General features: G+C 65.5%; 25 protein-coding genes. 13 read left to right on the forward strand and 12 right to left on the reverse strand.

From position 1 onward, the window contains the following. Positions 1 to 38: 38 nt before the first annotated feature. From FXB40_RS29940 to FXB40_RS29955, 4 genes are all read right to left on the reverse strand, one after another. Complete coding sequence (locus tag FXB40_RS29940) at positions 39 to 1,148, reverse strand: ABC transporter ATP-binding protein (protein WP_148775708.1); 1,110 nt, start codon at positions 1,146 to 1,148, stop codon at positions 39 to 41. A gap of 134 nt (positions 1,149 to 1,282) precedes the next feature. Next, positions 1,283 to 2,851, reverse strand: a complete 1,569-nt coding sequence (locus tag FXB40_RS29945; RefSeq protein WP_148775709.1) for a DUF4403 family protein — start codon at positions 2,849 to 2,851, stop codon at positions 1,283 to 1,285. Positions 2,852 to 2,969: 118 nt separating this feature from the next. Beyond that, positions 2,970 to 3,608, reverse strand: coding sequence for a Vgb family protein (locus FXB40_RS29950; protein ID WP_148775710.1), 639 nt, complete (start codon positions 3,606 to 3,608; stop codon positions 2,970 to 2,972). Positions 3,609 to 3,635: 27 nt separating this feature from the next. Beyond that, positions 3,636 to 4,856, reverse strand: a complete 1,221-nt coding sequence (locus FXB40_RS29955) for a helix-turn-helix domain-containing protein (RefSeq protein WP_148775711.1) — start codon at positions 4,854 to 4,856, stop codon at positions 3,636 to 3,638. Between the two features lie 99 nt (positions 4,857 to 4,955). Between FXB40_RS29955 and FXB40_RS29960 the strand changes: the two genes are divergently transcribed. Both FXB40_RS29960 and FXB40_RS29965 read left to right on the forward strand, forming a co-directional pair. After that, positions 4,956 to 5,726: a DUF899 domain-containing protein gene (locus FXB40_RS29960; protein ID WP_148775712.1), complete on the forward strand. Its 771-nt coding sequence runs from the start codon at positions 4,956 to 4,958 to the stop codon at positions 5,724 to 5,726. Next, entirely contained in the window at positions 5,669 to 5,992 is a 324-nt protein-coding gene (locus FXB40_RS29965) for a hypothetical protein (RefSeq protein ID WP_148775713.1), read from the forward strand. Before FXB40_RS29960 ends, FXB40_RS29965 begins: the two co-directional genes overlap by 58 nt. A 29-nt stretch (positions 5,993 to 6,021) precedes the next feature. On the opposite strand, the gene FXB40_RS29970 is transcribed toward FXB40_RS29965, so the two are convergent. The 3 genes from FXB40_RS29970 to FXB40_RS29980 all read right to left on the reverse strand — a co-directional run bounded on the left by FXB40_RS29970 (position 6,022) and on the right by FXB40_RS29980 (position 7,873). Further along, the gene (locus FXB40_RS29970; RefSeq protein ID WP_187437237.1) at positions 6,022 to 6,558 is read right to left on the reverse strand and encodes a GNAT family N-acetyltransferase; all 537 of its coding nucleotides are present in this window, start codon (positions 6,556 to 6,558) and stop codon (positions 6,022 to 6,024) included. Positions 6,559 to 6,635: 77 nt separating this feature from the next. After that, positions 6,636 to 7,058: a c-type cytochrome gene (locus tag FXB40_RS29975; RefSeq protein ID WP_148775715.1), complete on the reverse strand. Its 423-nt coding sequence runs from the start codon at positions 7,056 to 7,058 to the stop codon at positions 6,636 to 6,638. A 110-nt stretch (positions 7,059 to 7,168) separates the two neighbouring features. Then, positions 7,169 to 7,873 (reverse strand): L,D-transpeptidase, encoded by a 705-nt coding sequence (locus tag FXB40_RS29980; RefSeq protein WP_148775716.1) that lies wholly within the window; start codon positions 7,871 to 7,873, stop codon positions 7,169 to 7,171. Positions 7,874 to 8,147: 274 nt separating this feature from the next. Here FXB40_RS29980 and FXB40_RS29985 point away from each other — a divergent pair, with 274 nt between their 5' ends. The 3 genes from FXB40_RS29985 (at position 8,148) to FXB40_RS29995 (ending at position 10,737) form a co-directional block, all read left to right on the forward strand. After that, positions 8,148 to 9,200, forward strand: coding sequence for a glycosyltransferase family 4 protein (locus FXB40_RS29985; protein WP_187437238.1), 1,053 nt, complete (start codon positions 8,148 to 8,150; stop codon positions 9,198 to 9,200). A gap of 32 nt (positions 9,201 to 9,232) precedes the next feature. After that, positions 9,233 to 9,922, forward strand: coding sequence for a class I SAM-dependent methyltransferase (locus tag FXB40_RS29990; RefSeq protein ID WP_148775718.1), 690 nt, complete (start codon positions 9,233 to 9,235; stop codon positions 9,920 to 9,922). 155 nt (positions 9,923 to 10,077) lie between these two features. Then, a complete protein-coding gene (locus FXB40_RS29995; RefSeq protein ID WP_148775719.1) occupies positions 10,078 to 10,737 on the forward strand; it encodes a hypothetical protein in 660 nt (219 codons plus the stop codon). A gap of 326 nt (positions 10,738 to 11,063) precedes the next feature. Here FXB40_RS29995 and FXB40_RS30000 read toward each other — a convergent pair whose 3' ends face one another. Further along, positions 11,064 to 12,728 carry an aminotransferase class III-fold pyridoxal phosphate-dependent enzyme gene (locus FXB40_RS30000; protein WP_148775720.1) on the reverse strand — a complete coding sequence of 555 codons (1,665 nt, stop codon included), beginning with the start codon at positions 12,726 to 12,728 and terminating at the stop codon, positions 11,064 to 11,066. A 35-nt stretch (positions 12,729 to 12,763) separates the two neighbouring features. Between FXB40_RS30000 and asd the strand changes: the two genes are divergently transcribed. Together asd and FXB40_RS30010 are read left to right on the forward strand one after the other, a co-directional pair. After that, the gene (gene asd / locus FXB40_RS30005) at positions 12,764 to 13,627 is read left to right on the forward strand and encodes an archaetidylserine decarboxylase (protein WP_148775721.1); all 864 of its coding nucleotides are present in this window, start codon (positions 12,764 to 12,766) and stop codon (positions 13,625 to 13,627) included. A 66-nt stretch (positions 13,628 to 13,693) separates the two neighbouring features. After that, positions 13,694 to 14,263, forward strand: a complete 570-nt coding sequence (locus FXB40_RS30010; RefSeq protein WP_148775722.1) for an NUDIX hydrolase — start codon at positions 13,694 to 13,696, stop codon at positions 14,261 to 14,263. 233 nt (positions 14,264 to 14,496) lie between these two features. On the opposite strand, the gene FXB40_RS30015 is transcribed toward FXB40_RS30010, so the two are convergent. Further along, positions 14,497 to 15,930: a FecR family protein gene (locus FXB40_RS30015; protein WP_187437253.1), complete on the reverse strand. Its 1,434-nt coding sequence runs from the start codon at positions 15,928 to 15,930 to the stop codon at positions 14,497 to 14,499. A gap of 195 nt (positions 15,931 to 16,125) precedes the next feature. Then, positions 16,126 to 16,902 (reverse strand): DUF2147 domain-containing protein, encoded by a 777-nt coding sequence (locus FXB40_RS30020; RefSeq protein ID WP_148775724.1) that lies wholly within the window; start codon positions 16,900 to 16,902, stop codon positions 16,126 to 16,128. A gap of 188 nt (positions 16,903 to 17,090) precedes the next feature. On the opposite strand from FXB40_RS30020, the gene FXB40_RS30025 reads away from it, so the two are divergent. The 3 genes from FXB40_RS30025 to FXB40_RS30035 all read left to right on the forward strand — a co-directional run bounded on the left by FXB40_RS30025 (position 17,091) and on the right by FXB40_RS30035 (position 19,970). Beyond that, a complete protein-coding gene (locus FXB40_RS30025; RefSeq protein ID WP_148775725.1) occupies positions 17,091 to 17,954 on the forward strand; it encodes a DUF2147 domain-containing protein in 864 nt (287 codons plus the stop codon). 100 nt (positions 17,955 to 18,054) lie between these two features. Beyond that, positions 18,055 to 18,411, forward strand: a complete 357-nt coding sequence (locus FXB40_RS30030) for a hypothetical protein (RefSeq protein ID WP_148775726.1) — start codon at positions 18,055 to 18,057, stop codon at positions 18,409 to 18,411. Positions 18,412 to 18,770: 359 nt separating this feature from the next. Further along, positions 18,771 to 19,970 carry an extensin-like domain-containing protein gene (locus FXB40_RS30035; protein WP_148775727.1) on the forward strand — a complete coding sequence of 400 codons (1,200 nt, stop codon included), beginning with the start codon at positions 18,771 to 18,773 and terminating at the stop codon, positions 19,968 to 19,970. Positions 19,971 to 20,054: 84 nt separating this feature from the next. Here FXB40_RS30035 and FXB40_RS30040 read toward each other — a convergent pair whose 3' ends face one another. Next, complete coding sequence (locus FXB40_RS30040) at positions 20,055 to 20,396, reverse strand: DUF6665 family protein (protein ID WP_148775728.1); 342 nt, start codon at positions 20,394 to 20,396, stop codon at positions 20,055 to 20,057. A 54-nt stretch (positions 20,397 to 20,450) separates the two neighbouring features. After that, the gene (locus tag FXB40_RS30045) at positions 20,451 to 21,086 is read right to left on the reverse strand and encodes a TetR/AcrR family transcriptional regulator (protein WP_148775729.1); all 636 of its coding nucleotides are present in this window, start codon (positions 21,084 to 21,086) and stop codon (positions 20,451 to 20,453) included. Between the two features lie 195 nt (positions 21,087 to 21,281). Here FXB40_RS30045 and FXB40_RS30050 point away from each other — a divergent pair, with 195 nt between their 5' ends. The 3 genes from FXB40_RS30050 to FXB40_RS30060 all read left to right on the forward strand — a co-directional run bounded on the left by FXB40_RS30050 (position 21,282) and on the right by FXB40_RS30060 (position 26,381). Continuing rightward, positions 21,282 to 22,586 (forward strand): HlyD family secretion protein, encoded by a 1,305-nt coding sequence (locus FXB40_RS30050; protein ID WP_148775730.1) that lies wholly within the window; start codon positions 21,282 to 21,284, stop codon positions 22,584 to 22,586. Positions 22,587 to 22,614: 28 nt separating this feature from the next. Further along, positions 22,615 to 24,201 carry a DHA2 family efflux MFS transporter permease subunit gene (locus tag FXB40_RS30055; RefSeq protein ID WP_148775731.1) on the forward strand — a complete coding sequence of 529 codons (1,587 nt, stop codon included), beginning with the start codon at positions 22,615 to 22,617 and terminating at the stop codon, positions 24,199 to 24,201. 380 nt (positions 24,202 to 24,581) lie between these two features. Beyond that, the gene (locus FXB40_RS30060; RefSeq protein ID WP_148775732.1) at positions 24,582 to 26,381 is read left to right on the forward strand and encodes an ABC transporter ATP-binding protein; all 1,800 of its coding nucleotides are present in this window, start codon (positions 24,582 to 24,584) and stop codon (positions 26,379 to 26,381) included. Positions 26,382 to 26,408: the final 27 nt, after the last annotated feature.

The following is a 26,408-nucleotide window of genomic DNA, read 5'->3' on the forward strand; positions in this document are numbered from 1 at the left end:
TTGCGTTGAGGTCGATTGATTGCGGTGCGCTGGTTGGATCAGACGGGATCGAGGGCGAGGCAGTCCTTGGGGCCGAAGGTGACGAAGACATTGTCACCAGGCCTCAAGCTATCATGCACCCCCGGCTGAAGCTTGACCATGAACTCGGCATTCCCCGCGACATCGAGCACGGCCAGCGCGTGGTCGCCGAGATAGATGGTGTTCTGCACTTTGGCCGGCAGCCGGTTCGGACCGTCGCTGGAGGTGCCATCGGGGATAATCGCGATCCGCTCCGGGCGCACCGACAAGGAGGTCGATGCGCCTGCGCCTGATACGTTGACCGCACGGGCCATGACGGAGCCGCCGGCCGCCAGCGCGACGCGGCAATAGTCCTTCTCGATCGTCTCCACGGTGCCGGCCAGCACATTGTTCTCGCCGACGAAATTGGCGACGAAGCTGTTGACCGGATGCTCGTACAGCGCGTCGGGCCTGTCGATCTGCTGCACGATGCCGTCGTTGAACACGGCGATGCGGTCCGACATGGTGAGCGCTTCGCTCTGGTCGTGGGTGACGTAGACGACGGTGATGCCCATCGTCTCGTGCAGTTGCTTGATCTCCAGCTGCATCTGCTCGCGCAGGCGCTTGTCCAGGGCGCCCAGGGGCTCGTCCATCAGCACGAGCTGCGGGTTGAAGACCAGCGCGCGGGCCAGCGCCACGCGCTGCTGCTGGCCGCCGGACAATTGCCCGGGCCGCCGCTGCGCCAGGGCTTCCATCTTGATCATGCGCAGCGCCGCCTTGACGCGCGCCTGCGTTTCCGCCTTGCTGACCTTGCGGACGGACAGCGGAAAGGCGACATTCTCCTCGATCGTCAGGTGCGGAAACAGGGCATAGTTCTGGAACACCATGCCGATGTCGCGCTTGTGCGGCGGCATGTTCTTGATCGGCCGTTCTGCGAGGTAGATCTCGCCCTGGGTCGGAACCTCGAAGCCGGCCAGCATCATCAGCGTGGTCGTCTTGCCCGAGCCGGACGGACCGAGCAGGGTGATGAACTCGCCTTTTTTGATGTCGAGATCGAGGTTCTTCACCACGAGGTGCTCGCCATCATAGGTCTTCTGAATGCCGGAAAAGCGCACCAATGCCGGCGCAGGCGTCACCATGCCGGCTTCCATGTTGTCCTCGCGTGTCCCCTACGATGCGGTCGGCAGCCTCGTTCGAGGTTGCGAGAAACAGCTTAGCACCCTCCGACGAGAATGCCAGCGGCGCAAGCGATAAGGGCTGCGCGGATTCCGTGCATGAAAGCGCGCTACATCCCCGACAGCTTCGTCACGTACACGTTGAGCGTCCCGCCGGCTTCCGCGACCACGCGCAGTGTCTTGGAATCGAAGGCGATGTCGGACAGCGTCAGGCTGCTGATATTGGCCTCGACCTTGACGCCGTCCTCGCTCTTCTGGAAGTCGGCAATGACGCCTGCGATCTTCTCGCGCGCGTTGGCGGCGATCGGCTTCAGGTCGAGTGTCGCTTTTTGCGCCAGCGCCTGCTGCATCTGCGGCACCACCGCGCGGGCGGCAGCGCCAAGCAGGCCGAAGGCCGCCTCGGACTCCACCGCGAGCTGGATGTCGGCGAGCCGCAGCGTCTGCTGCGCCTGGTCGAGCATCGGCCGGCCCCAGATGTGCACGGTCGCCTCGGCGCCGAGCCCGAGCCAGCTCTTCTTTTCCTTGGCGCTCACCAGCAGCGAGATCAGAAGCCGCTCGCCGGAGGGGACGACGTTGACGCTCTTCACCGTGACCTCGACCGGACCGGAGCCGTCCTCGGGATAGGTGTGGCCGACCATCTGGGCTGCGATCAGCTTGTTGATCTCGGTGAAGGGCACGTCGATGGGAACGCCGATGTTCACGCCGGTGCCGGTCGGCGGCACGATCGAGATCTTGTCGGGGAACGGGCAGTCCGGCTTGGTCTGCGCCGACGTCACGCGCGTCTCGGCCTCGAGGCCGAGCAGCAGCGTCACGTTCTGCGCGTCGACGCGCGGCTGCGCCGCGATCGCGCGGGTCGGCTTCATCTCGAGCCAGAGCGGCGGCAGCGCGGCCGTGGAGCCGCTGCCTTGCAGCGGGATCGAGCGGCAGGCCTTGGCCCATTGCACCTTCGCGTTCTCGCGCAGGCTGGGGTCGTTGCGGATACGCTCCGAGACGACGTTGAGCTGATCGCCGACCGTCTTGTCGATCAGCGGCTTGACCTGCGCCGGTACGTTGACCTTGGCGCCGGCGACGTTGAGGTTGGTGTCGCCGAGATTGACCTGCGCGCCCAAATTCGGCTCGAGATGCCAGGCGGCCGCGAGCTTGGGGCGCGCGGTGACGACGACGTTGCCCTTGATCTCGGCGCTGGCATTCAGATTCTTGATGTTGACCGCGCCGATCCGTTTCGCCGCGTCGCCGCCGAGCACGCTGCCCAGCGCATCGCCGAGCGCGCCGGTGGCTTTCGCCGACAGCGACCCCGTCACGTTCAGCTTGCCGGTGATCGGCGTCGACAGCGTCAGCACGTCCTTGTCGCCGGTCGCCGACATCGGTCCGCGGACGGCGGCCCAGCCGATATCGGCGTCCTGCAGGATCTGCGAGATCGGATTCTCGGCCTTGCCGGCGAAATTGCGCGGTGAAGCCTTCTCGGCCTGCTCCCGGATCGCCGACAGCGCGATCGCCACCGGCGCCACCACGATCGAGCTTTTCGAGACCGGCGGCAGCGGCGGCAATTGCGCGACCGGCGGCGCCGAATTGGTCGCACGCGGCGACAGCAAATCCATCGCCTTCAGGCTGATGAAAAACGACGCCGCGAGCACCGCAACGGCGATCAGGACAGTCTTCAAGTTCAACGTCAGACGCATCAATCCCCCAGGCCGCCCAGGCCGGAGTTTATAGGGCAGGCGAGAGGGGCGCTAGAGCGCACCGATGGGGTGGAATTGGGGCAGATGGGTTAACGGCTGTGTCCGTCTGTTCAGGCGGCTAGCCACGCTTGGGACGGCGGACCGCGCGCAGCTTGCCGGCCTCGCCGCCGCCGCAGAACAGGCGATCGCCGCCGTCGGATTCCAGCCCCGAGACCATCGTCCCGGCCGGCAGGTCGAGCTGCTCGAGCACCTTGCCCGTGTCAGGGTCGATCCGCCTGATGTCGCTGTCCTCGCCTTCCCAGGTGCCATGCCAGAGCTCGCCGTCGACCCAGGTGACGCCGGTCACGAAGCGCTTGCTTTCGATGGTGCGGAGCACCTTGCCAGTGTCCGGATCGATCTGATGGATCTTGCGCTCGCGATATTGACCGACCCAGAGCGAGCCTTCGGCCCAGGCCAATCCGGAATCGCCGCCGCCACCGGGCGCGCGGATCGTGGTGATCACCTTGCCTGTCGCAGCGTCGATCTTCTGGATGCGATCCTCCGCGATCTGGAACAAATGGCGGCCGTCGAACGCCGTGCCCGCATGTGCGGCGACATCGAGCGAGCGCGCGATTCTGCCGTTGGCCGGATCAAGGCTATTCAGCTTGTCGCCCGATGCGAACCAGACATGGGTGCCGTCATAGGTGACGCCGTGCACGGCCTCGACGCCCGGAAAAGGCCCGTACTCCCTGATGATCTCGGCGGCGGAACGCTTCATCTGCCCGATCCCTGTGATGCGACCAGCCTACGCTTTTAACAGCGGTCCGGGGAGTAACAAGCCTGTCGGGAATCCGGGGACGGGCGGGGTCATCCAGCGCCGCGCCCGTCCGTGGCCGAACGACTGCACCTTGTCCGATCGGGCGAGCTCCTCAAGGGCTCGCTGCACCGTGCGTGCGCTCATGCCAAGCGCGAGCGCGAGCGCCGAGCTCGACCACGGTTCGCCGTCGGCGAGAATGGCGAGGACCGCGGCGTGCTTCTCCTCGACGGGCCGCGCCAGCACGATGACGTCGCGTGTCCTCCGCGGCGCCAGCTCGAAACCCTGCTTGGTCGCGCTGATCTCGGCGAGCGGCTTGAGCTGGGTGCGCAGCCGCCCGATCTCGACGCGCAGTCGCGCGCGGTGTGACTCGTCGACGTGCCTAGCATGGAACGCACCTGATATCAGCGCCTCGCGCGAGACGTCCGCGGGCCATGCCTGCGCCAGCAGACGGGCGAGCGCAAACAGCACGGGGCGCGTTCCGAGCGATACGGCTGTGCCTTGCCTGCGCACGACATGATGGAAGGTGTCGATGACGAGCGCCGTCGATGTCGCCAGTCGCTCGACCTCGCCGAGCAGCAGCGGGTGCTCGCTGCCGCGCGCGATCAGGCGCGCGGCCGGCGTGTTCAGGATCAGGCTCGCGCTGTCGACCTCAGCCACTAACGCCGGGATTCTTGCCAGCTGCGCTGCCTTGCCTGCGCGGTCGAGCGCTGCGCGCGCATCTCTTGTTTTCAACCGCCTGATGGCGATGCCGGCAACCACCAGCTCGCGAACGACGAGCGATGCAGGCGGGAGCGGGGAGACGCTGATCTCGGCCAGCGTGCGCTCGGCCTCGTCGACGCGTCCGAGCAGGAGCAGACGGCGGGCCTCGATATGGCCGGCATGGGCGGCATTGGCGAGATCGCCATGGCTTGCGAGCGTTGCGCGTGCGCTTGCGAGCGTGTGCGCCGGCCAGCTCAGGTCGCGCGAGACGAGCGCGATCTCGGCCTCGGCCACCACGCATCTGGCGCGCGCGACCGCTTCTCGCGGACCGAACGCGCGCGCGGCGCTGCGCAGCAGCGTCTTGGCTTTCGCGAGATCGCCGAGCTGCGCCATCGCGATGCCGCGCAGCGCCAGCGACGGTGCATCGTTGCGCAGCGCGACGCGGTTCAGCGCGCCGAGCGGATCGCCGGCCTCTAACGCGCGCGCGGCGGCCGTGATCAGCGACTCCATGAAAATCCCGCCACACTTGTTACTCCCACCACGCAACCGCTTGGTGCCAGAAATCGTTGACGGCCGACAATGTGCGGTGAGCAGGAAGCTTGGAGAGCCATGATGACATCAGCAGGAACTAACGCCACCATGCAAACACCGCCAGTGGTGTCGCCGCAGGACTGGGAGGCAGCCCGTCAGCAACTGCTCGTGAAGGAAAAGGCGCATACCCGCGCCCGCGATGCACTCGCCGCCGAACGCCGGCGGATGCCGTGGATGGAAGTGGACAAAACCTACGCATTCGAGGCGCCCTCGGGCAAGGCCAGTCTGCTCGATCTGTTCCAGGGCCGAAAGCAGCTCATTCTCTACCGGGCCTTCTTCGAGCCGGGCGTGTTCGGCTGGCCCGACCATGCCTGCCGCGGCTGCTCCATGGTGGCCGACCAGGTCGCCCATGTCTCCCATCTGAACGCCCGCGACACCACGCTGGTGTTCGCCTCGCGCGCGCCGCAGGCCGATATCGCGCGGCTGAAGACGCGGATGGGCTGGAACATCCCGTGGGTCACCATCACCGACAGTTTTGACGCCGATTTCGGCGTCGGCGAGTGGCACGGCACCAACGTGTTCTACCGCGACGGGACGCGCATCTTCCGCACCTATCTGATCAAGAGCCGCGGCGACGAGCAGATGGGCGGCACCTGGAACTACCTCGACATCACCCCGCTCGGCCGCCAGGAGCCCTGGGAGGATTCGCCGGCCGGCTATCCGAAGTCGCCCACCTACAAATGGTGGAACTGGAACGACAGCTACGAGGTGGGTGCGGCACCCGACAAGAAATGGGTCGAGGTGTCGGACGCCGGGGAGATCGCGCTCCGCACGCCGGGCGCGCAGTGAGCGCCGTCCATCCCGCCGGCGCCAACTGTGACGGCAGCGAGGCCGCATCCCGCCTCGCCCGATGGCTGGGTCTTGCGGCCACGCCGACGTTCGCGATCATGGCCGTGCTGACGGCCGTGATCAGTGGCGGTCCGGCGGACATGCTCTGCTCCGCCGGACACGGGCTGTCGCTGGGCGGGATGGTGCCGATGTATCTGCTGATGAGCGCGTTTCACTCGGCGGCGTGGCTGAGGCTGATCTCGGCACGGCGTTGGGGCGGCGGGTAAGCGGCACGAGCGAGGGAGCGGCCCCGGCACTATCGGGGCCGTATCGCGCCGCTGCCGTCGAAGAACAGGGCCATCAGCGTCTCATCGTAGTATCGGCCATCGTGCTTCAGCGCCCTCACGCCGCGGCCGTATTCGACGAACCCTGCAGCCGCGTAGAGGCGCAACGCGGCCACGTTCTCGCTGACGACGACGAGATGAAGCTGCTCGACGCGCTGTGCCGCGTGAGCCGCGATCGCGTCGACCAGCAGCCTTCCCGTGCCGGATCTGCGCGCGCCGGGCCGCACATACATGCCCCACAGCACCGCCTTGTGCGCAGTCTTCGCGCCGTCCTCCCGGCGGAAGCCGGCGGTCCCCACCAGCTCGTCCGCGATGAACGCGCCGAACACGTCCGATGTCGCGAGGCGCTCCGCGAACCACGCGAGAGGTTTTTCCCGCTCGCGTTCGAACGTGCTGGTAAAGGCCTCGGGATGCGCCGCGAGCGCTTCCAGCCGGATTGTGCGATAGCGTGCGGCGTCGGCCGGTGTGAGCAGTTTGATTGTCGGGGTGGCGTGTGGGGCGGGCGTCATGATCGCAGAGCAAACCATGGGGGTGGTGGCGATGCAATTGCCCGTCCTGGATCGAGGTTGGCTCGTCCTCCGGACCGCTACTGCGACCCCGATGTCGCCCGCAGATATGCAACCACCTTGGCGGCTTCGTCGGACGGGATGCCGCCATAGGGCTGCATCTTGTTGCCCGAGACGACTTCGTCCGGCTTGAGCATAAAGCGCGTGAGCTTGTCCTGATCCCAGACGAAGCCGGCTTCCTTCATCGACTGCGAGTAGTTATAGTTCGGCAGCGAACCGGCCTTTCGTCCGACGATCCTGTTCAGGTTGGGACCGAGGCGATTGTCGCCTTCTTTCACCGAATGACAGGTGCGGCAGGAATTGTTGAAAGCCTGTTGGGCTGCATCACCGCCCGCCGGCTGCTGCGCCAGCGCGGATGACGCGCAGAGCAGCAGCGTCAAGGCTCCCACGGCGGCGATCGGCGGGAGCCATATGTCGCGCGATGTCTGCAGGCGTGATTGCATCTGCGGCTCCGCTTGGGGTGACTCGGCGTGCTCGTTGCAAACGAAAACGGCCCCGGTCTGTTCCGGGGCCGTTTTGCGTCACATTGTCCTGTATCGCTCAGCGCCTCGCGCTACCGCAGTTCGGCGCGGCGCTCGGTCATCGGCAGCACGACCACCTTGGTGCCGACGTTGACGCGGGAGTAGAGGTCGGAGACGTCGTCATTGGTCAGACGGATGCAGCCGGAGGAGACGTGCTTGCCGATGGTTTCGGGGGCGTTGGTGCCGTGGATGCGGTAGACGGTGCCACCGAGATACATGGCGCGGGCGCCGAGCGGATTGCCGGGGCCGCCGGCCATGTGGCGCGGCAGATAGGGCTGGCGCTGGATCATTTCCGGCGGCGGGGTCCAATCCGGCCACTCGGCCTTCTTGGTCACCGACTGGGTGCCGGACCAGGTGAAGCCATCGCGGCCGACGCCGATGCCGTAGCGGATCGCCTGGCCGTTGCCGAGCACGTAATAGAGATAGGTGTTGGGCGTATCGATGATGATGGTGCCCGGCGCTTCACGTGTTGAATAGCTAACGGTCTGGCGGCGGAAGCGGGCCGGCGTCTCGACGGCGTCCTGATCCTCGGACGGCGCGGTCTGATAGGTCGGCGCCTGATAGGGCTGGTAAGGCTGAAGCGGCTGCGGCGCGGTCATCTCCGGCAGCGGCTGGAAGAACGGAAACAGCTGCACGGGCGCGGCCTTGGCCGGGCCGGCAAAAGCGATTGCGGTCACAGCCACTGCACTGACGGCAACGGCGCGCGAATACGTCTTGAACGTGTCCAGATTGAACATTGGTCGCCCCTGTTTGCGTGGTGTTTCTTGGTCACCCCGGCACCGTTTCGGTGCTCCGTTGCCTAATTCATTAATGGAAAGAAGTTTCGGGACGTTTGCGCGGAAAACCGAAAACGGTTTCATCGCGGCAAGGATTGTTTCATGACAGTTTCGTGGCTCGGCCAGGTTGTTAACGAACAAAACAGCGCGCCGACATTTATGTGACGTCACACGCCTGAAATATCCGTGGTTGATGGTCCTAAGCCGAGAATCATCAAACTCTCGGGATTTCCCCATGCGGGTATTAATCGCGACTGACGCCTGGCATCCGCAGGTCAACGGTGTGGTCCGGACGCTGACCTCGCTGGCGGCCGCCGCCAAGGCCCTCGATGTCGAGATCGACTTCCTGACGCCGGACGGCTTCCGGTCGTGGCCGCTGCCGACCTATCCGGGCCTGCGCATCGCGCTGCCGAGCGGCAAAGAGATCGCACGGCGGATCGAGAAGGCCGCGCCCGAAGCGCTGCATATCGCAACCGAAGGGCCGATCGGCTGGGCCGCGCGGGCCTATTGCCGCCGCAACGGCCTCGCTTTCACCACCTCCTACACGACGCGCTTTCCGGAATACGTCTCGGTGCGGACCGGCATCCCTGACGCCGTCGGCTATGCCGTGCTGCGCCATTTCCACGATGCCGCCGCCATGACCATGGTGGCGACGCCGTCGCTGCGGCAGGAGCTCTCCGGGCGCGGCTTCAAGCGGCTCGGCTTCTGGGGGCGCGGCGTCAACACCGAGCTGTTCCATCCGGATGCTCCGGCCAAGCTCGACCTGCCGGGCCCGATCTTCATGACCATGGGCCGCGTCGCGGTGGAGAAGAATCTTGAGGCGTTCCTCTCGCTCGACCTGCCTGGCACCAAGGTCGTGGTCGGCGACGGCCCGCAGAAAGCTGCGCTCGAGAAGAAATATCCGGACGCCGTCTTCCTCGGCGAGAAGAAGGGCGCGGATCTCACCGCGCATCTCGCCGCCGCCGATGTCTTCGTGTTCCCAAGCCTCACCGATACTTTTGGCGTGGTGCAGCTCGAAGCGCTCGCCTGCGGCACGCCGGTTGCGGCGTTTCCGGTGACGGGCCCGAAGGACGTCATCGCCGATCATCCGATCGGCGCGATCGACAACGACCTGCGCGCCGCTTGCCTGCGCGCACTCACCATGTCGCGCGAGACCTGCCGCAACTTCGCGCTGGAGCGCTCCTGGGAGAACAGCGCGCGCCAGTTCGTCGGCAATCTCACCTCACTCCAGCCCAGCCGCATCCTGCGCGCCACGCCTCGCATGGCGCGGCGGCCGGTGCGCGGCTGATCATACTTTGACCCACAGCGAGAACCTCATCGATGGCTAAGATCATGAACCTTGACGGCACCCAGCAGCTCGACCTCACCCGCGGTACGGTCGAGCAGGCCTATGATCGCTGGGCGCCGGTCTACGATCTCGTGTTCGGAGGCGTGTTCGCCAAGGGCCGTCAGGCCGCGATCGCAGCTACCAACAAGATCGGCGGGCGCGTGCTCGAGGTCGGCGTCGGCACCGGCATCTCGCTGCCGCTCTATGCCCCGAACCTCCGCATCTTCGGCACCGACATTTCGGAAGCGATGCTCGACAAGGCGCGCCGCCGCGTCAGCGAAGGTAACCTCAAGAACGTCGAGGGCCTCGCAGTGATGGACGCCGAGAAGCTCGAATTCCCCGACAATTCCTTCGACGTCGTGATGGCGCAATATGTCGTTACCGCGGTGCCGAATCCGGAGACGGCGCTCGACGAATTCGCCCGCGTGCTGCGTCCGGGCGGCGAGCTGATCATCCTCACCCGCGTCAGCGCCGACACCGGCATGCGCCGCTTCATCGAGCAGAAGCTCCAGCCGGTGGTGCGTCCGCTCGGCTTCCGCACCGCCGAGTTCGCCTGGTCGCGCTACGCCAAATGGCTCGCCGGCGCCAAGGGAATCGAACTCGCCGAGCGTCGCCTGATTCCGCCGCTGGGTCATTTCTCGCTGGTGCGCTTCCGCAAGGTCGACGTCGCCAAGGCAGCCTGAGCAAGGCTGCGAGAGAGCGGCGGTTCGATCCGCCGCTCACGCGTTCGCGTGCGTCATCGCGTCGCTGCACATCGTCCCATGACAAAATGATGATGTCACACGGCGTACATCGAATCCCTGTAAATCCCTTACCCGAAAGCATTTTGGGGCATAGCATGATCAAGAATTATCTCAAGCAGCTGCGGATCCAGCGCTGGGACGACCATCGCTACTATCACCACAGCCGCATCAATCAGAGCCTGCACTTCGTCAGCGCGCTGAGCTTCCTCTTTGCCTATGTCTGGCTGTTCGTCGATCCGATGATCTCGGCGCTGGTCGGCTGGCTGGTCTCGATGACCTCGCGCCAGGCCGGTCACTTCTTCTTCGAGCCGCACGATTACGACCACATCAACCAGGCGACGCACGAGTACAAGGAAGACATCAAGGTCGGCTACAACCTTCAGCGCAAGGTCGTGCTGATGGCGATCTGGGCGCTGTCACCGCTGGTGCTGTTCGTCGATCCGACGCTATTCGGCCTGTTCACGCCCTGGGCTTCCGCGACCGACTTCATGCGTCAGGTTGCCAAGATCTGGCTCGTGATCGGCGGCGGCGGTCTCCTGTTCCGCACCGTGCACCTGTTCTTCATCCGCGACGTCGAGACTGGCCTGGTCTGGATGACCAAAATCCTGACCGATCCCTTCCACGATCTGATGCTCTATCGCAGCGCTCCGCTCGCCTTGATGCGCGGCGAGCTGATGGATCCCGGCCTGCACCTCAACCCCGAGCACACGCTGGGCCTCATCTCCGAGCCCACGCTCGAAGAGCAGCACGCCTGAGCGCGCTGTTCTCACAAAATACTCCGATGTCGATTGGCTACGTCATGCCCGGGCTTGTCCCGGGCATTCACGTCTTGGGGGTTTCTTCGCCTCTCCCGGCGCGCGGTAGGGCAATCGCATATGATGCACACAATGCAGCGGCCTCGGCAGTGGGCTCCCTCTCCCGCTTGCGGGGGAGGGCTGGTGTGGGGGTGTCTCCGCGTCGGGATTGTCGAGGATTGCTGAGGATGTCCCTGTGTGGCGAGAACCCTCACCCGCCGCGCTCTGCGAGCGCGTCGGCCTCTCCCGCAAGCGGGAGAGGCGGAGCGAGCGCGCGCGGTGTAGCCTCAGCGTCCAAGACGCTTGGCCAGCATCTCTTTCAAAATCTGCCGCTTGATGTTCTTGTTGGTGAGCACACCGTCGTGCCACCAGAAGCCATCGGCCTTCATCTTCTCGGCGGCGCGGACGAAGCGGTCGGCGACTTCGCTGAAGTCGGCGTCGGTGTAGTTCAGGCTGAAGATCAGCCGTCCTGTGCCGATCCAGCTCAGCGACAGGCCTTCGGCACGCAGGTAATATTGCAGCATCCAGTTGTAGCGGGATGGGGTGGTGTATTTCACCGTCCAGATCGACGAGAAGTTGGCGAACTGCACCGGCAGCTTGGCATCCGTCATCATCTTGTTGAGTTTTTGGACGCGGCCGTTCCAGGTCGCATCCAGTCCATCATAGATGGCGCGGAAGTTCGGGCTGGCGAGCCGGCTCAGGAATTCGTCCATCGCCGTCATGACGTAGGGATGCGAGTTGAAGGTGCCGCGGGCGAAGCAGATGTCGGCGGGACGATCGTCGCGGAAGCGGCGCATCAGATCCTTCTTGCCGCAGACCACGCCGACCGGCAGGCCGCCGGCGAGGCTCTTGCCGTAGGTCACCATGTCGGCCTTGACGCCAAAATATTCCTGGGCGCCACCGGCGGCGAGACGGAAGCCGACGAAGACCTCGTCGAAGATCAGCACGATGCCGCGCTCGGTGCAGACCTCGCGCAGCTTGTGCAGCCATTCGGTGTAGGCGGCGCGGTCGAAATTGCCGCCGCGCGACGAATCGACGAGCGAGGAATCGCCGGGCGCGTTGCCGTTCGGGTGCAGGCCCTGCAGCGGATTGACCAGCACGCAGGCGATGTCCTTGCGCGTGCGCAAGACATGCAGCGTCTTCTCCGACATCTCGGAGAGGGTGTAGGTCTCGTGCGCGGCGATCGGATTGCCGACACCCGGCTGCACGTCGCCCCACCAGCCGTGATAGGCGCCGGCGAAGCGAACGAGGTGCGTGCGCTTGGTGTGGTAGCGCGCGAGCCGCACCGCCTGCATCACCGCTTCAGTGCCGGACATGTGGAACGAGACCTCGTCGAGGCCCGAGATCTGGCAGAGCCGCTGCACGTTCTCGAGGATGACGGGATGGTAGGGGCCGAGCACCGGGCCGAGCGCGTGCGCCCGCTTCTCGGAGCCCTCGATGCACTCTTTGTAGAAGTCGTTGCCGAAGATGTTGACGCCGTAGGATCCGGTGAGGTCGTAGGAGGTGTTGCCGTCGACATCCGTGACGGTGACGCCGCTCGAGGATTCCATGAAGGTCGAGGTGCCGAGATGCTCGCGAACGAGGCGCGAGAACTGGAACGGCACGCGGTAGGTTTCGGTGAAGTTGAGGTCGGAGATCGTCTCCGCCGCCTCCTTCGTCATCGCGCGACCCTTGGGGTAGCGATCGGCGTAGATTCGCGCGAGGCGGAAGAAGGCCTCCTTGCGCTGCATCACCACGTTCGCCGGCGCGCCGTCGCAGCCGAAATACTTGTCGCCCTCGAACTCGTAGAACGGGAGCAGCTTTGCCACCCGGCGCGACATCTTGGAGTGCCCGGCGAGCGAGCGATGCTTGGCGCGGGACAGTTCGAGCCGCGCCTTGAGCTTCGGGAAGGCGGCGGCAGCGGACGCTGCGGCGGCCACGGAAAATGAGAGAATCGGGAGTGTCGTTTCCATGACAACAAGCGCTAATACTGCGAGCTGACAGATTCATGACAGTCAAAGCCCTCATCGCCTCTTTCACCCAGCAGGAAGACCTCAACTTCCTGTTGACCAACCGCATCCCCCGCGCGGCACTGACCCGCTTCATGGGCTGGTTCTCCAAGATCGAGAATCCGCTGGTGCGGGACGCCTCCATCGCGCTGTGGAAGCTGTTCTCTGACCTCGATCTGTCGGAGGCGAAGAAAGACCATTTCAGGAGTCTGCACGACTGCTTCACCCGGGAGCTCAAGCCGGGCCTGCGGCCGTTTGATCCGGATCCGTCGGTGGTCGCCAGTCCCTCGGACGGCATCGTTGGCGCCCATGGCCGGATTGCCGATACCGAGCTGTTCCAGGTCAAGGGCGCGCCCTATTCGCTGCTCGACCTGCTTGGCGACCCTGCGCTGGTCGAGCAGCACCGCAACGGAAGCTTCGTTACGCTGCGGCTGACCTCGAGCATGTATCACCGCTTCCACGCACCGTTCGATGCGCATATCGAGCGCGTCACGCTGATCCATGGCGACGTCTGGAACGTCAACCCGATCGCGCTGAAGCGGGTCGAGCGTCTCTTCTGCAAGAACGAGCGCGCGGTGATCCGCACGCATTTGTCGACCGGCGAGGCCGTGACGCTGGTACCGGTTGCAGCGATCCTGGTTGCCAGCATCCGGTTGCACTTCCTCGACATGGTGCTGAACGCGCAGACCAAGGGGCCGGTCAATTTCCCCTGCGACGTCAACGTGACCAAGGGCGAGGAGCTCGGCTGGTTCGAACATGGCTCGACCATCATCATCCTGGCGCCGGGCGATTTTTCGTTCTGCGATGGCATTGCCGAAGGGACGCGCATCCGCGCAGGTCAGGCGCTGCTGAGGAAAAAATAGCCTTCAATCCGCCGTCTCGGCCGCCTATATCGTCGCCGGGACAATTCGCTCGATACGGATTTTGTGATGGCGCGGGCGCCGGTGATGGCGGCGGGTGGTATCGTGCTGCGGCGTGGCGACACGCCGCTGATTGCCATCGTGCGTCAGCGCAAGCGCAATGAATGGGTGCTGCCCAAGGGCAAGCTCGACGACGGCGAGACGCCGAAGGAAGCCGCGCACCGCGAAGTGCTGGAAGAGACCGGCCACGACGTAGTCGTGCACGAGTTTCTGGGCACGATCGCCTACCAGTCCGGCGGCCCCATCAAGATCGTGCATTTCTGGCGGATGGAGGCCGAGGGCGTCCAAGTCCGCAAGTTGATGAACGACATCAAGGCCATCGACTGGCTGACGCTGGACGACGCGCTCGCACGCCTGTCGCGCGAATATGAGCGTGCGTTCCTGACCCAGGTCGGCCCGATCGCGATCGCCGCCGCCGGCCTCGCATCGCCTCCAGCGCCGGAGCCGGCGCCAATGCTCGCGGCCGACGACGTCGACGCCGCTTTGGAGACGCTCACGCCCGCGGAAGCTGCCTCCGTCGACGAGCTGCGGCACGGCCTGCTGCAAAAGGTGCGAGCCTGGCTGCGCGGCGAGGCGTGAGGTTTCTCTGTTCACCTCTCCCCGCCCTTTTGCGGGGAGAGGTCGGATCGCGTAAGCGATCCGGGTGAGGGGCATGGCACTCCGTTGCCAAGAGGGAAGTCCATCCGACTCGCATCACGACCGTGGAGTTGGATCCTCGATCCGCAATTCAAATCGAACTCGCGGAAGCAGCCCCTCACCCCAACCCTCTCCCCGTAAGAACGGGGCGAGGGAGCGCACCGCGTGCTTCGGCGCTACCGCTTCTTCTTTTCCTTCGGAGCCGGCGCAGGCCGGCGCGGCACGGCGGGGCGTTGTGCGGCGGGCAGGCGCTGCTGCAGGCCGGGCTGGCGTGGTGCGGCGCCTTGTTGCGGCTGGGCGGCCGGCTGTGTGCCGGGCTGCAATCCGGTGCGCGGCGTTTGCGGTTGTGGCGTCGTGCCCGGCTGAGGCGCGACCGCGCCGGGTGCTTGCGGAGATTGTCCGCTGCGCTGGGGCTGCGTCTGCGGCGCGCCGCCGGGCTGCGTGCCTTGTCCGGTGCGCGGCTGGCCCGTGCCTTGCGGCTGGCCAGGTTGCTGCTGACCCTGGCCCGCGCGCGGTGTGCCCGGCTGCACGGCGCCGCCTTGTCCTTGCCGCTGCGGCGTCTGCGTGCCTGGCGTACCCTGGCGGTTCGGCGCAGCCGGCTGCTGCTGACCCGGACGGTTGTTCTGACCCGGCTGGCCGTTCGGCCGCTGCGGCTGCTGGTTCGGCGCCGTGTTCGGACGCAATTGCTGTTGTTGCGGCGGCTGCGCCGGTCGCGGAATGCGGCTGACCGCGGCCGGATTGGCGCGGCGGAAGTCGCGCTGCTCGGTGACGATCTGGCGGCCGGTGGTCTGCGCCGCATGCACCTGGCTGACGAAGCCGCGGTCGCGCGCAATCTGCTGCGCTGGAATTGTGATCGGCACTGCGGCAAAGCGCATGCCGCCCGGGCCGGCCGCACCTGGCCGGATCGCAAAGCCGCTCGAGGCTTGGGTCAGCGCGCCGAGCCGCGTGCCGCTGGCGCGGTCGTTGACGTCGATATGGCCGACCCGGCCGTCGGCGTCAGGATAGAGCTTGATGTTGACGTTGTTCGCAGTGTTCGCGGTCGCGTTCTCGGGCACGTCGACGACGCCGGTGGTGCCGCGAATGCCGAGCGTTGCGGTCGGCGTTGCGATCTTCATGTCGCCGGTTTTCGCCACCGCCGCCGCGACGAAGGCGACCGTGCCCTTGCCGATGTCGAAGATCGCCGAGTTCTGCTTGCCGCCGTCCTCATAGACGTAATTGTCGATGGTGATCTTGGAGCTGGCGGAGAGGTTGAACGTGGTGGCGTCGTTGAAGGTGATGCCGAGCGACGAGTTCGAGGAGGTCTGCACGACGTCGTTGAGATAGATGTCGTCGCGCACCTTCAGCGGATAGGAATTCTTGTCGCGGATCACGGTCGCGATCCCCGTCACGGTCGCGACGTTGCCGATCGGCTCCACGGCGGCGGGCTGCGCATCCGCGGCGGGCGCAGGCGAGGCCGATGGCGCGGGGGAGGGGGCGGGCGTCGGTTGTGCCTGCGGCTGCGCTTGTGCCTGGGCCAGCTCGATTGCATCGGACGCGCACGCGCTGTCCGCGCCGGCCAGCGGCAGCGCCAGCAGCGGCAAAGCAAACACGACGCGGCGCCAAGCCACCATCAAAGCCACGAATGAGGTCCCGGTGAGAACACGAGGCGAGATCGGCCGATATCAGCCGGAGCTGGCTGAATGGCGGATGAACGTCTGTCGCACGGGACGGGCGAACGTTCAAACGCCAATATTCAAACGCCACGTCCCGGTGTCAGGGACGTGGCGTCATGATGGGAACAAAAATGCTTGGCAGCGGCGTCGATATCAGCTGACCCGCTTCCAGGTCTGGCCGCCGCAGAACATGCCGCCGAAGGCGCAGCCCTGCACGCGCATTGCGTTCGGGCCCTTCATCGCGATCGTCGAGTCGTAGTTCTTGCCGGAGTCGGGATCGTGGATGCGGCCGCTCCACTTGGCGCCGTCGGGCTTCATGTTGATCAGGATGCGCTCATTGCTCTTCTCGGCATAGCCGCAGAGGTTGGTGCCGCACTGTTCGACGCGGACGTTGCCCTTGTTCTCTTCGGTCGCCCACACGCCGACCGGCGTGTTCGCGGCCTGCACGGGCGCGACGGGAGCAGGTGCCGGAGCCGGCGCATAAGCAGGAGTAGCGGCGACCGGCGCGGGAGCGGCAACCGGAGCAGGGGCTGCAACCGGCGCAGCCTGCGTCGTCGTGTCGACAGACGGCGCCGCGGCGACGGTCGTGGCCGGGGCGGGGGGAGCAACCGGCGCGGTAGCCTGCATGGGCGCCTGCTGCACGGGCTGCTGCTGCAGCGGAGCCGGCGCGGGCTTTGCCGTCGTCGCCGGCGTGGTGTCGTCATCGTCCTTGGAGCCGCCAAGGCCGTTGAGGTTGATGTTGTTCAGCTTGATCGGCTTGTCCGACAGGCCCGGCGCCACGATGGTCACGCAATCGAGCGAGGCGCAGTTACGCGGCGTCTCGATGCGGATGCGCTGGCCTTCGATCTGGAACGAGACCGAATTGCCGGCATGGGCTGCGGCGGTCGATGCGAGGAAGAGGGCGGTGGCGGCGATGGTGAGCTTGTTCATGACAACCTCCGAAATGGCGTGGGTCCCGATATGGACTGAAGTCGGTCGTGGACCGGGTGTGGTTCGACCCTATGCTCGATGCCCCCGCCCTTCTGTGATGGACCTCACAACGGCTGCCAGGGTGAGCCAGCGCACATTCGACGGCCCTTCATCTGCGTAACATCCTCGCGATCGAGAGGGAGACGTCGATGAAACGGCTTGCGATTTTGCCTGGGACGTTGATCGCTCTGACGGTGATCGCGCCCGCGGCGCAGGCCGGTTCCTACGCCTTTACGATCAGCGGCCATCGGTTCCATGTCGATGCGCCGCGCAACTGCCGATCGACGTCGTGCGTTTCGATCTCTACCGATCGTAGCCTGCGACCGACCGAGGACGTCGCCACGGCACCAGCTCCGCCACCAGCGCCGGTGGTCCAGGCGCTGCAGCCGGTCACTCCCGCCGCCCCGATTCGCCCGCCACAAGCGAGCGTGGTCGCGCCGCCGCCGGCGCCGACAGTCCCCGTCCTTGCCGCGGCGAATTCGCAGCCAATCGTGTTGCCGCCGGCGCCAAAGCTGCAGACACCAAGGGTCGAAGCTCTGAGCCCCAACCCGCCACGGGTCGAGCTATCGCCCACAGATCCGCCGCGCATGGAGCCGGTCGTCGCCCCGCGGCCCGAGATCACGCAGACTGCAAGCGTCGCACAGCGCAGTGACGACGAGACGGCCTATATGCCGCTCGGCAAATGGGAGAGCGACGGCGCCAAGGGCACGGTCCGCATCGAACGCTGCGGTCCCGCGCTGTGCGGTTACGCGCTGACCGAGGCGTCGACCCGCGGCGAGAGCGTGCTGGTCAACATGAAGCCGAAAGCGCACGACGTCTGGACCGGTAACATCTACAGCCGTTCCAGCGGCAACACCTATTATGCGACGATGACGCTGAAGAGCTCCGGCACGCTCCACGTCGAAGCCTGCGCGCTCAGCCGCTTCTGGTGCTCCGGCAATGACTGGACGCGGGTCGAGGCGCGGCCGGAGCAGCTGATCACGACATCGCGCCAGTGGGGCGCGCGGTCATAGGCAACGCATCTCGCCCGTCCAATTTGTAATCGTCCTGCACCGAACCTGCAGTTCGCTTCGACGCGACCGATGGCTGACGACGCATGCAAGGAGATTGCATATGAAACGCCCCGGTCAACGTTTTGGCAAACCTCTTGGCCTCATCGCTGCGCTGCTGATCGGCAGCGCGATCTCGGCTCACGCCGACACCGACATCTGGACCAATGTGCTGAAGCAGAAGCGCGGCGACGACGCGCTCAATGTCGACAGCTCGTTCTGCGATGCGCAGCTCGGCGCGCCGCAGAACGGCACGGCGACATCGGCAGAGTACAAGCGTTGCATGCGCGCACGCGGCTGGCGCTTCGGCCACACCGTGCGCGAGAAGGACGATCGCTATCCCGATCCTGATAATCCCGGCATGATATGCCGCGATTTCAAGATCGGCGGCATCACCGGATCGGATTGCTCGAATTTCTGAGCAACGCACAGCACCCGGCGGCCAGACAATCTGGCTCAGCCGGGCGGCCCGTGATGCGGTCGGTGGACGCTGCTAGATCATGCCGAGCACGATGGCGCCGACAAAGGCCATGGCAAGATACGCGGTGACAACGCTCAGTCTCCCGACGAACGTCATGACGTTGCTCCCTGAGATCCCGCCTGGGATCGCTCCCTCTGCGCGCCGCTTTGCGCGCGAGCGTTATGGTTAACAGAAACTCACCGTTTTAAAAAGTAAGCCTCACTGTCGTTCGTCTGCGGCCGCGTGGACGCGTCGTGGTAAAGGAAAGCTGAAATCAACACGTTGAAGAGTCTTTAAGTAAATTCACCGAACGTGCGCGCATGACGCGCGGAGTTCGTTTGTATCTCGTCGGCTCCATCGTCCTCGTTTCGCTCGCGGGTTGCGGACGCGGCTTGTTCCAGGCCGAACGTGAACCGTGGCGGGCCGAGGCAGAAGCGGCGTGCCTGAAATCGGGCGCCGTGAAAGAGAGCCCTGACATCGTCCGGATCGAGCCGATCTCGGGCCCCGGCATGTGCGGCGCCGAGTTTCCGCTGAAGGTCGCCGCCATCGGCGAGGGCACGAGCAGCTACGGTTTCGCCGATGAAGAGCTGCGCCCGCCCGGTAGCGTCGGCAACCAGCCGCGCTGGCCGGTGACCCAGCCGCAATCGAATTATCCGGCGCCCGGCTATCCGCAGCGGCCGAACTATCCCGAGAGCGCGGTGCGCCAGCCTTCCGGCTATGGCGCGTCCTCCGGCCCGGTGTCGCTCAGCGCGCCCGGCGTGGCGCCGCAGGAAGACGAGATCGACCTGCCGCCCGAGGGCACCGATGCCGCGGGCGCCGCGCGCTACATGAATGCGCCGAGCTATCCGGCGAGGCAGCCCGGTCCGTCACCTTATTCGCAGGCGCCTGCGCAACAGCCGCCGCCACGGCTGGGGCCCGCGCAGGGCGATCCCGTCACCGCTGTCGGTCCGGTCGCGGTGAAGCCGACGGCGACGCTCGCCTGTCCAATTGTGTCTGAACTCGACCGCTGGTTCGCCGACAGCGTGCAGCCTTCGGCGATGCGCTGGTTCGGCGCCCGCGTGGTCGAGATCAAGCAGATCTCCGCTTATTCCTGCCGCGGCATGAACGGTAACCCGAGCGCCCATATCTCCGAGCATGCCTTCGGCAACGCGCTCGATGTCGCCGCCTTCGTGCTCGCCGACGGCCGCCGCATCAGTGTGAAGGACGGCTGGCACGGGATGCCGGAAGAGCAGGGGTTCTTGCGCGACGTCCAGTCGGGCGCGTGCGCGCATTTCACCACCGTGCTCGCGCCGGGCTCGAACGTCTATCACTACGATCACATTCACGTCGACCTGATGCGCCGAGCCAGCCGCCGCCTGATCTGCCAGCCGGCCGCAGTCTCCGGCGAAGAAGTCGCCGCGCGCGCGCAGCGGCGCACGCCTTACGCGAACGCGCGCGATCCCTCCGTGACCGGTTCGCTCGGCATGCACAAGAGCAAGCACGAGAAGGTCAACGAGGAAGACGAGTTCTCGGACGATTAGTCGGACACGACCCGAAATGCCTGCCGACATCGTCCGCTATCTCAAGATGGAAGAGGCGGGGCGTAGCGCTGCTAAGCTAGAAAATCATCTCGAAGACGGCTTCGACGGCGCCGGGGCCATGCCCATGCACAGCTGCACCTCGCTGGGGACGTTGTAGGTCCGCATGATGTGGCGGCTGTCGCGCAAGCCGGTCGCCTCGCGTTGCACCACCAACATCCAGAGCGCCTGGCCGGCGGCCATCACCAGCTTGCGCCGGGCCGGCTGCAGCGCGGGCGGTATCTCCGGGAGCGCATGCGTGGCGTCGAATTCGCGCAATTGCGCCAGCGCCTGTTCGAGCGCGCGGCCCATCCGTCCAAGCGCGGAGGCCTGTTCCTGAACGATCTCGTAATGGAGGATATCGACCGGCGGGCGAAGATCACGGGACATGGCGCTTAATATAATGCGACACGAACCGCACGCGCAACGCGTGGCCCGCCGCCGTTACTTCGCCTTGTACGCGGCCAGGAACATCCGCGTTGCGCTGTCGACCACTTCCGTCATGCGCTGTTCCGACGGCGGCGGCGCGGCCTGAAAGACGAAAGGCAGGAAGAGTGAGGCCTTGCTCAGCTCCATGAACTGCGAGGCGGCCAGGTCGCAATCGTCGATCGCGAGATCGCCGGGTCCAACATGGGCTTTGAGATAGTCGGATAGCCGGTTGATGGTCTTGTCCAGCACGCGCAGATAATAGCGGCAGCCGACATCGGGCATGCGCTCGGCGATCGCCATCACGGTGCGGATCGCCGATCCGCCGCCGGGCCGGCAGAGCAGGCGAATGTAGGCCTGCCCAAAATCGTTCAGCGTGGTCTCGACGTCGCGCGCCGGATCGAAATTGAACACGACCTGACCGTACTGGAGCGCTTCCTCCTCGAGGATGGCTTCGAACAGCGCGCTCTTGTCGGCGAAGTAGACGTAGAGCGTGCCCTTGGAGACGCCGGCCGCGCGCGCGATCTCGCCCATGCTGGCCCCGTCAAAACCCAGATCCATGAATACCTTACGGGCGCCGTCCAGGATCTGGCGGCGCTTGGAGCTGTCCTCCTCTTGGAGGACGTGCAGATGTTCGCGGTCAGCTACAACCATTGGTTTAGGGTCTCGGAAAGTTTTGGACCGGGGCTTGGACCATGAAACGTAAATAAAGGATTCGGGCCAGTAGGGTCCGGCCCGAGAATACAAGTATATTGACCGAACCGTTCGGTCAATGATATTTGGGATGGGCGAGCGGGACAGCGGCCGTGAGACGGCTGCCCCGGGTCGCGTTTTATTGGGGAGGCCTTTATGGCCACATCGAGAGACCAGGCTGCGCGCGTCCTTCGCCAGGAAGCGGTGGAGACGACGACGGCGGACGGTGAGGCTGCGACCGGGACACCTGCAGTCCTCGCCGAACAGCTACGGTCTCATGTGGCCGAAGAAACCAAGCGCCGCACCAATGAGGCGCCGGAGAAGCCTGTGACCGACCAGCCGGCCCCGACCGCACCCGCCGCCGCGCCGAAGTCGGGCAAGCGCAAATTCGTGATGATGGGTATCGGCCTCGTGCTGGCGCTCGCGGCGGCAAGCTATACCGGCTACTACACGCTGGTCGGCCGCTTCTACGTGTCCACCGACGACGCTTACGTCCGCGCCAACAACACCATGCTGGGCGCGCGCGTGGCTGGCCATATCTCCTCGATCCTGGCCGGCGACAACACGCTGGTGCATGCCGGCGACACCGTGCTGCGCATCGACGATGGCGACTACAAGATCGCCGTCGATGCTGCCGCGACCCGGATCGCGACCCAGCAGGCCACCATCGACCGCATCGGCCGCCAGATCGCGGCGCTCGACAGCCAGGTCGCGCAGGCGAAGGCGCAGCTCGTCTCTGCCGAGGCCGGCCTCAAGCGCGCCGATCTCGACTATGAGCGCCAGCAGGCGCTGAGCACCAAGGGCTTTGCCTCGCGCGCCACGTTCGAAACCGCGGAAGCCGGGCGCGACCAGGGCGCCGCCGCGGTCAAGGCCGCGCAGGCCGCCTACGACGTTGCCGTGAGCAATGTCGATGTCGCCAAGGCACAGCAGGCCGAAGCCCAGGCGCAGCTCGCCGAGCTCAAGACCACGCTCGCGAAGGCCGAGCGCGACCTCGCCTTCACGGCGGTGCGCGCGCCGATCGACGGCATCTTCTCCAACCGCCTCGTCAGCGCCGGCGACTTCGTTGCCGTCGGCCAGCGCCTCGGCAATGTCGTGCCGCTCGACGACGTCTATATCGACGCCAATTTCAAGGAAACGCAGCTCAAGCGCATCCGTCCCGGCCAACCGGTGATGATCAAGGTCGATGCCTACGGCATGCGCAAGTTCTCCGGCGTCGTCGACAGCATCGCGGCCGGCTCCGGCTCAGTGTTCACGCTGCTGCCGCCTGACAACGCCACCGGCAACTTCACCAAGATCGTGCAGCGCGTGCCGGTCCGCATTCGCGTGCCGAAGGCGGTTGCCAGGCAGAACCTGCTCCGCGCCGGCATGTCGGTCTACGCGACGGTCGACACCAACAAGGGTGCCGCCGACGCCGACAGCGAGATCGATCTCGACGATCCCACCATGATCCATCCGCAGTAAGCGCGACCCAGCGCTGCGAGGTCAGACCATGGCGAACGCGACGACTGCTTCACCTGCCATGATGGCGGCCGCCGATTCTGAGCGCATCGCGCCGAAGCGGCTGATCGCCTTCATCATCATGGTGTTCGGGATGTTCATGTCGATCCTGGACATCCAGATCGTCTCGGCTTCCTTAAGCGAAATCCAGGCCGGCCTGTCGGCAAGCTCCAGCGAGGTCTCCTGGGTCCAGACCGCCTATCTGATCGCCGAAGTGATCGCGATCCCGCTCTCGGGATTTTTGTCGCGCGCCTTCGGCACGCGGCTGCTGTTTGCGATCTCGGCCGCCGGCTTTACGATTTCGAGCCTGCTCTGCGGCTTCGCCACGACCATCGAGGAGATGATCCTCTGGCGCGCGCTCCAGGGCTTTCTCGGCGCCGGCATGATCCCGACGGTGTTCGCCTCGGCCTACACCGTGTTCCCGCGTTCGAAATTCCACATCGTCGGTCCCATCATCGGGCTTGTTGCGACGCTGGCTCCCACGATCGGGCCGACGGTCGGCGGCTACATCACCGATCTGATGTCGTGGAACTGGCTGTTCTTTATCAACGTCGTGCCTGGCATCGCCATCACCCTCGGCGTGTGGGCGCTGGTCGATTTCGACGAGCCGCATTTCGAGCTGCTCGACCGTTTCGACTGGTGGGGCCTGATCTTCATGGCCGGCTTCCTCGGCACGCTGGAATATGTGCTGGAAGAAGGTCCGCAATATGAATGGCTGCAGGACACCACGGTGGCGATCTGCGCCTGGATCTGCGCCGCCTCGGCGATTGCCTTCTTCGTGCGCGTCTTCACCGCGGCCGAGCCGATCGTCGATTTGCGCACCTTCACCAACCGCAATTTCGCGGTCGGCTCGACGCTGCAATTCTGCATCGGCATCGGCCTCTACGGCCTGACCTACATCTATCCGCGCTATCTCGCCGAGGTGCGTGGCTACAGCGCGCTGATGATCGGCGAGACCATGTTCGTCTCGGGCATCACCATGTTCCTGGTCGCGCCGCTGGTCGGGCGGCTGATGGCGAGCCTCGACATGCGCTACATGATCGCGTTCGGCCTGATCGTGTTCGCGATCGGCTCCTACCAGATGACCTGGATCACGCGCGACTTTGATTTCTACGAGCTCCTGATCCCGCAGATCCTGCGCGGCATCGGCATGATGTTCGCGATGGTGCCGACCAACAACATCGCGCTCGGCACGCTGCCGCCTGACAAGGTGAAGAATGCGAGCGGCCTGTTCAACCTGATGCGCAATCTCGGCGGTGCAGTCGGGCTCGCCGTCATCAACACCGTGCTCAATGATCGCGCCGACCTGCACATCAGCCGCCTTCAGGAGCGTGTGCATTGGGGCAACGCCACCGCGACCGAAACCCTGACCATGCTCCAGCAGAAGTTCCAGGGGCTCGGCGACTCGACGCTGATGGCGATGAAGCAGCTCAGCCAGATCGTGCACCGCCAGGCCGTGGTGATGAGCTTTGGCGACGCGTTCTTCATTCTGACCTTGTTCTATCTGAGCCTCAGCCTCCTGGTCACGCTGTTGAACAAGCCGGCTTCGCCGTTCGGCTCCGGCGGCGACGCGCATTAGCGGTCACACATTCGGTGTCATCGCCCGGCTTGACCAGGCGTCCGGCGCACCAAAATGCAACACTCGTGCGTGAACTCGCGCGGGGCCCGTTGCAAATCGCGAATCACACATCTATAAAGCGCACCTCATTCAATCGAACCGGGGAGAGATTTGCATGATTTCGTCGCATTCGCAGATCGCATTTCCGCGCTCGATGATGGTCTGGCTCGGTACGTTCTCGGCCTGTTAGAGGCCGCTTCCGCCAGCTTCGATTGGGCTTTTTTCCCCGATCGCTCCGCTTCCCAAGTCAAATTCAGTTTTAAGTGACGCCGTCTCGGCCCTCGCGGCTGGCCTGCGTCCATCGATGGAGCCGGCCCGCAGCAAAGCGGCCGGATGACGCCATGACCGCTCTGTCAAAAAAGCCCGCGGCTATTCGTGTGGTCCTGCCCTTTGTGTTCCGGCACTGGCTGAATCAGCCGGGGCGCACGCTCGCCATTGCCGCCGGTCTGTTGGGGGCAACCGTCGCCGACCTGTTCATGCCGGTGTTTTCAGGACACCTGGTCGACGCGTTGACGCGTGGCCCGTCCGATCCTGCCGCCCGCCACGCCGCACTGGTGGCGTTGGGCGGCATCGTGGTGCTGGGCGCGGCCTCGATGGTGCTGCGCCTGACGGGCCTGCAAGTGATCGTGCCGTTCACGCTGAAGATCATGTCGGACGTGGCGCAGGACGCATTCCTGCGCGTGCAGCGCTTCTCGACCGACTGGCACGCCAACTCCTTCGCGGGCTCGACCGTGCGCAAGATCACGCGCGGCATGTGGGCGCTCGATCTGTTGAACGACACCATCCTGCTGGCGCTGCTGCCGTCGCTGGCCGTGCTGATCGGATCGATGATCCTGCTCGGCGTGCACTGGGCTTCGCTCGGCGCAGTGATCGCGTTCGGCGCGGCTGCCTATGTCACGATGACGGTGCTGTTCTCGACGCGCTATATCGCGCCGGCTGCGCGTGTCTCCAACGCCTGGGACACCAAGGTCGGCGGCACGCTGGCGGATGCGCTGACATGCAATGCGGTGGTGAAATCGTTCGGCGCGGAAGCGCGTGAGGATGCGCGGCTGGCCCGCGTCATCAAGCGCTGGCGCGTGCGGGTGCGGCGGACCTGGTTCCGCTACAACTACACCGCCATGGCGCAGCTCTCGCTGCTGCTATGCCTGCGGGGGTCCGTGATCGGCGGCGCGGTGCTGCTGTGGCTGTACGGGCATGCCTCGCCCGGCGACGTCACCTACGTGCTGACGAGCTACTACGTCATCCACGCCTATCTGCGTGACGTCGGCATGCACATCAACAACCTCCAGCGCTCGGTCAACGACATGGAGGAGCTGGTGGCGATCCATGACGAGCCGATCGGAATCGCCGATGCCGCGGACGCGCGGCCGATCGCGATCGAAGGCGGCGAGATCGTGTTCGACGACGTCACGTTCCATTATGGCGGCCATCGCGCGCCGCTGTATGACGGCTTGTCGGTCAGGATCCGTGCCGGCGAGCGTGTCGGCCTCGTCGGTCGCTCCGGCTCCGGCAAGACGACGTTCGTCAAGCTGGTGCAGCGGCTCTACGACGTCACCGGTGGCCGCGTGCTGATCGACGGGCAGGACATCGCCCTGGCCACGCAGCAATCGCTGCGCAGCCAGATCGCGATCGTGCAGCAGGACCCGATCCTGTTTCACCGCTCACTCGCCGAGAACATCGCCTATGGGCGGCCCGGCGCCAGCCTCGAGGCGATCGAGCAGGCGGCGCGGCTGGCGAATGCGCACGACTTCATCCTGCGCCTGCCGAAGGGCTACGGCACCTTGGTCGGCGAGCGCGGCGTGAAACTGTCGGGCGGCGAACGGCAGCGCGTGGCGCTGGCGCGCGCCTTCCTGGCCGATGCGCCGGTGCTGATCCTGGACGAGGCGACCTCGAGCCTCGATTCGGAATCGGAGGCACTGATCCAGCAGGCGATGGAGCGGCTGATGAAAGGCCGCACCTCGATCGTGATCGCGCACCGGCTGTCGACGGTGCGCAGCCTCGATCGCATCCTGGTGTTCGACCGCGGCGAGATCGTCGAGCAGGGCACGCATGCCATGCTCGCGGGCAAGCCTGGCGGAATCTATCGCAGCCTGTTCGAGCGCCAGGTGGTGGAGCTCGGGCATATCGCAGCAGCGGAATGAGGCGCGTGGCGGCAGGGCGAGAGCCCC

It is taken from the genome of Bradyrhizobium rifense (assembly GCF_008123425.1).
Classification (GTDB): domain Bacteria; phylum Pseudomonadota; class Alphaproteobacteria; order Rhizobiales; family Xanthobacteraceae; genus Bradyrhizobium; species Bradyrhizobium rifense.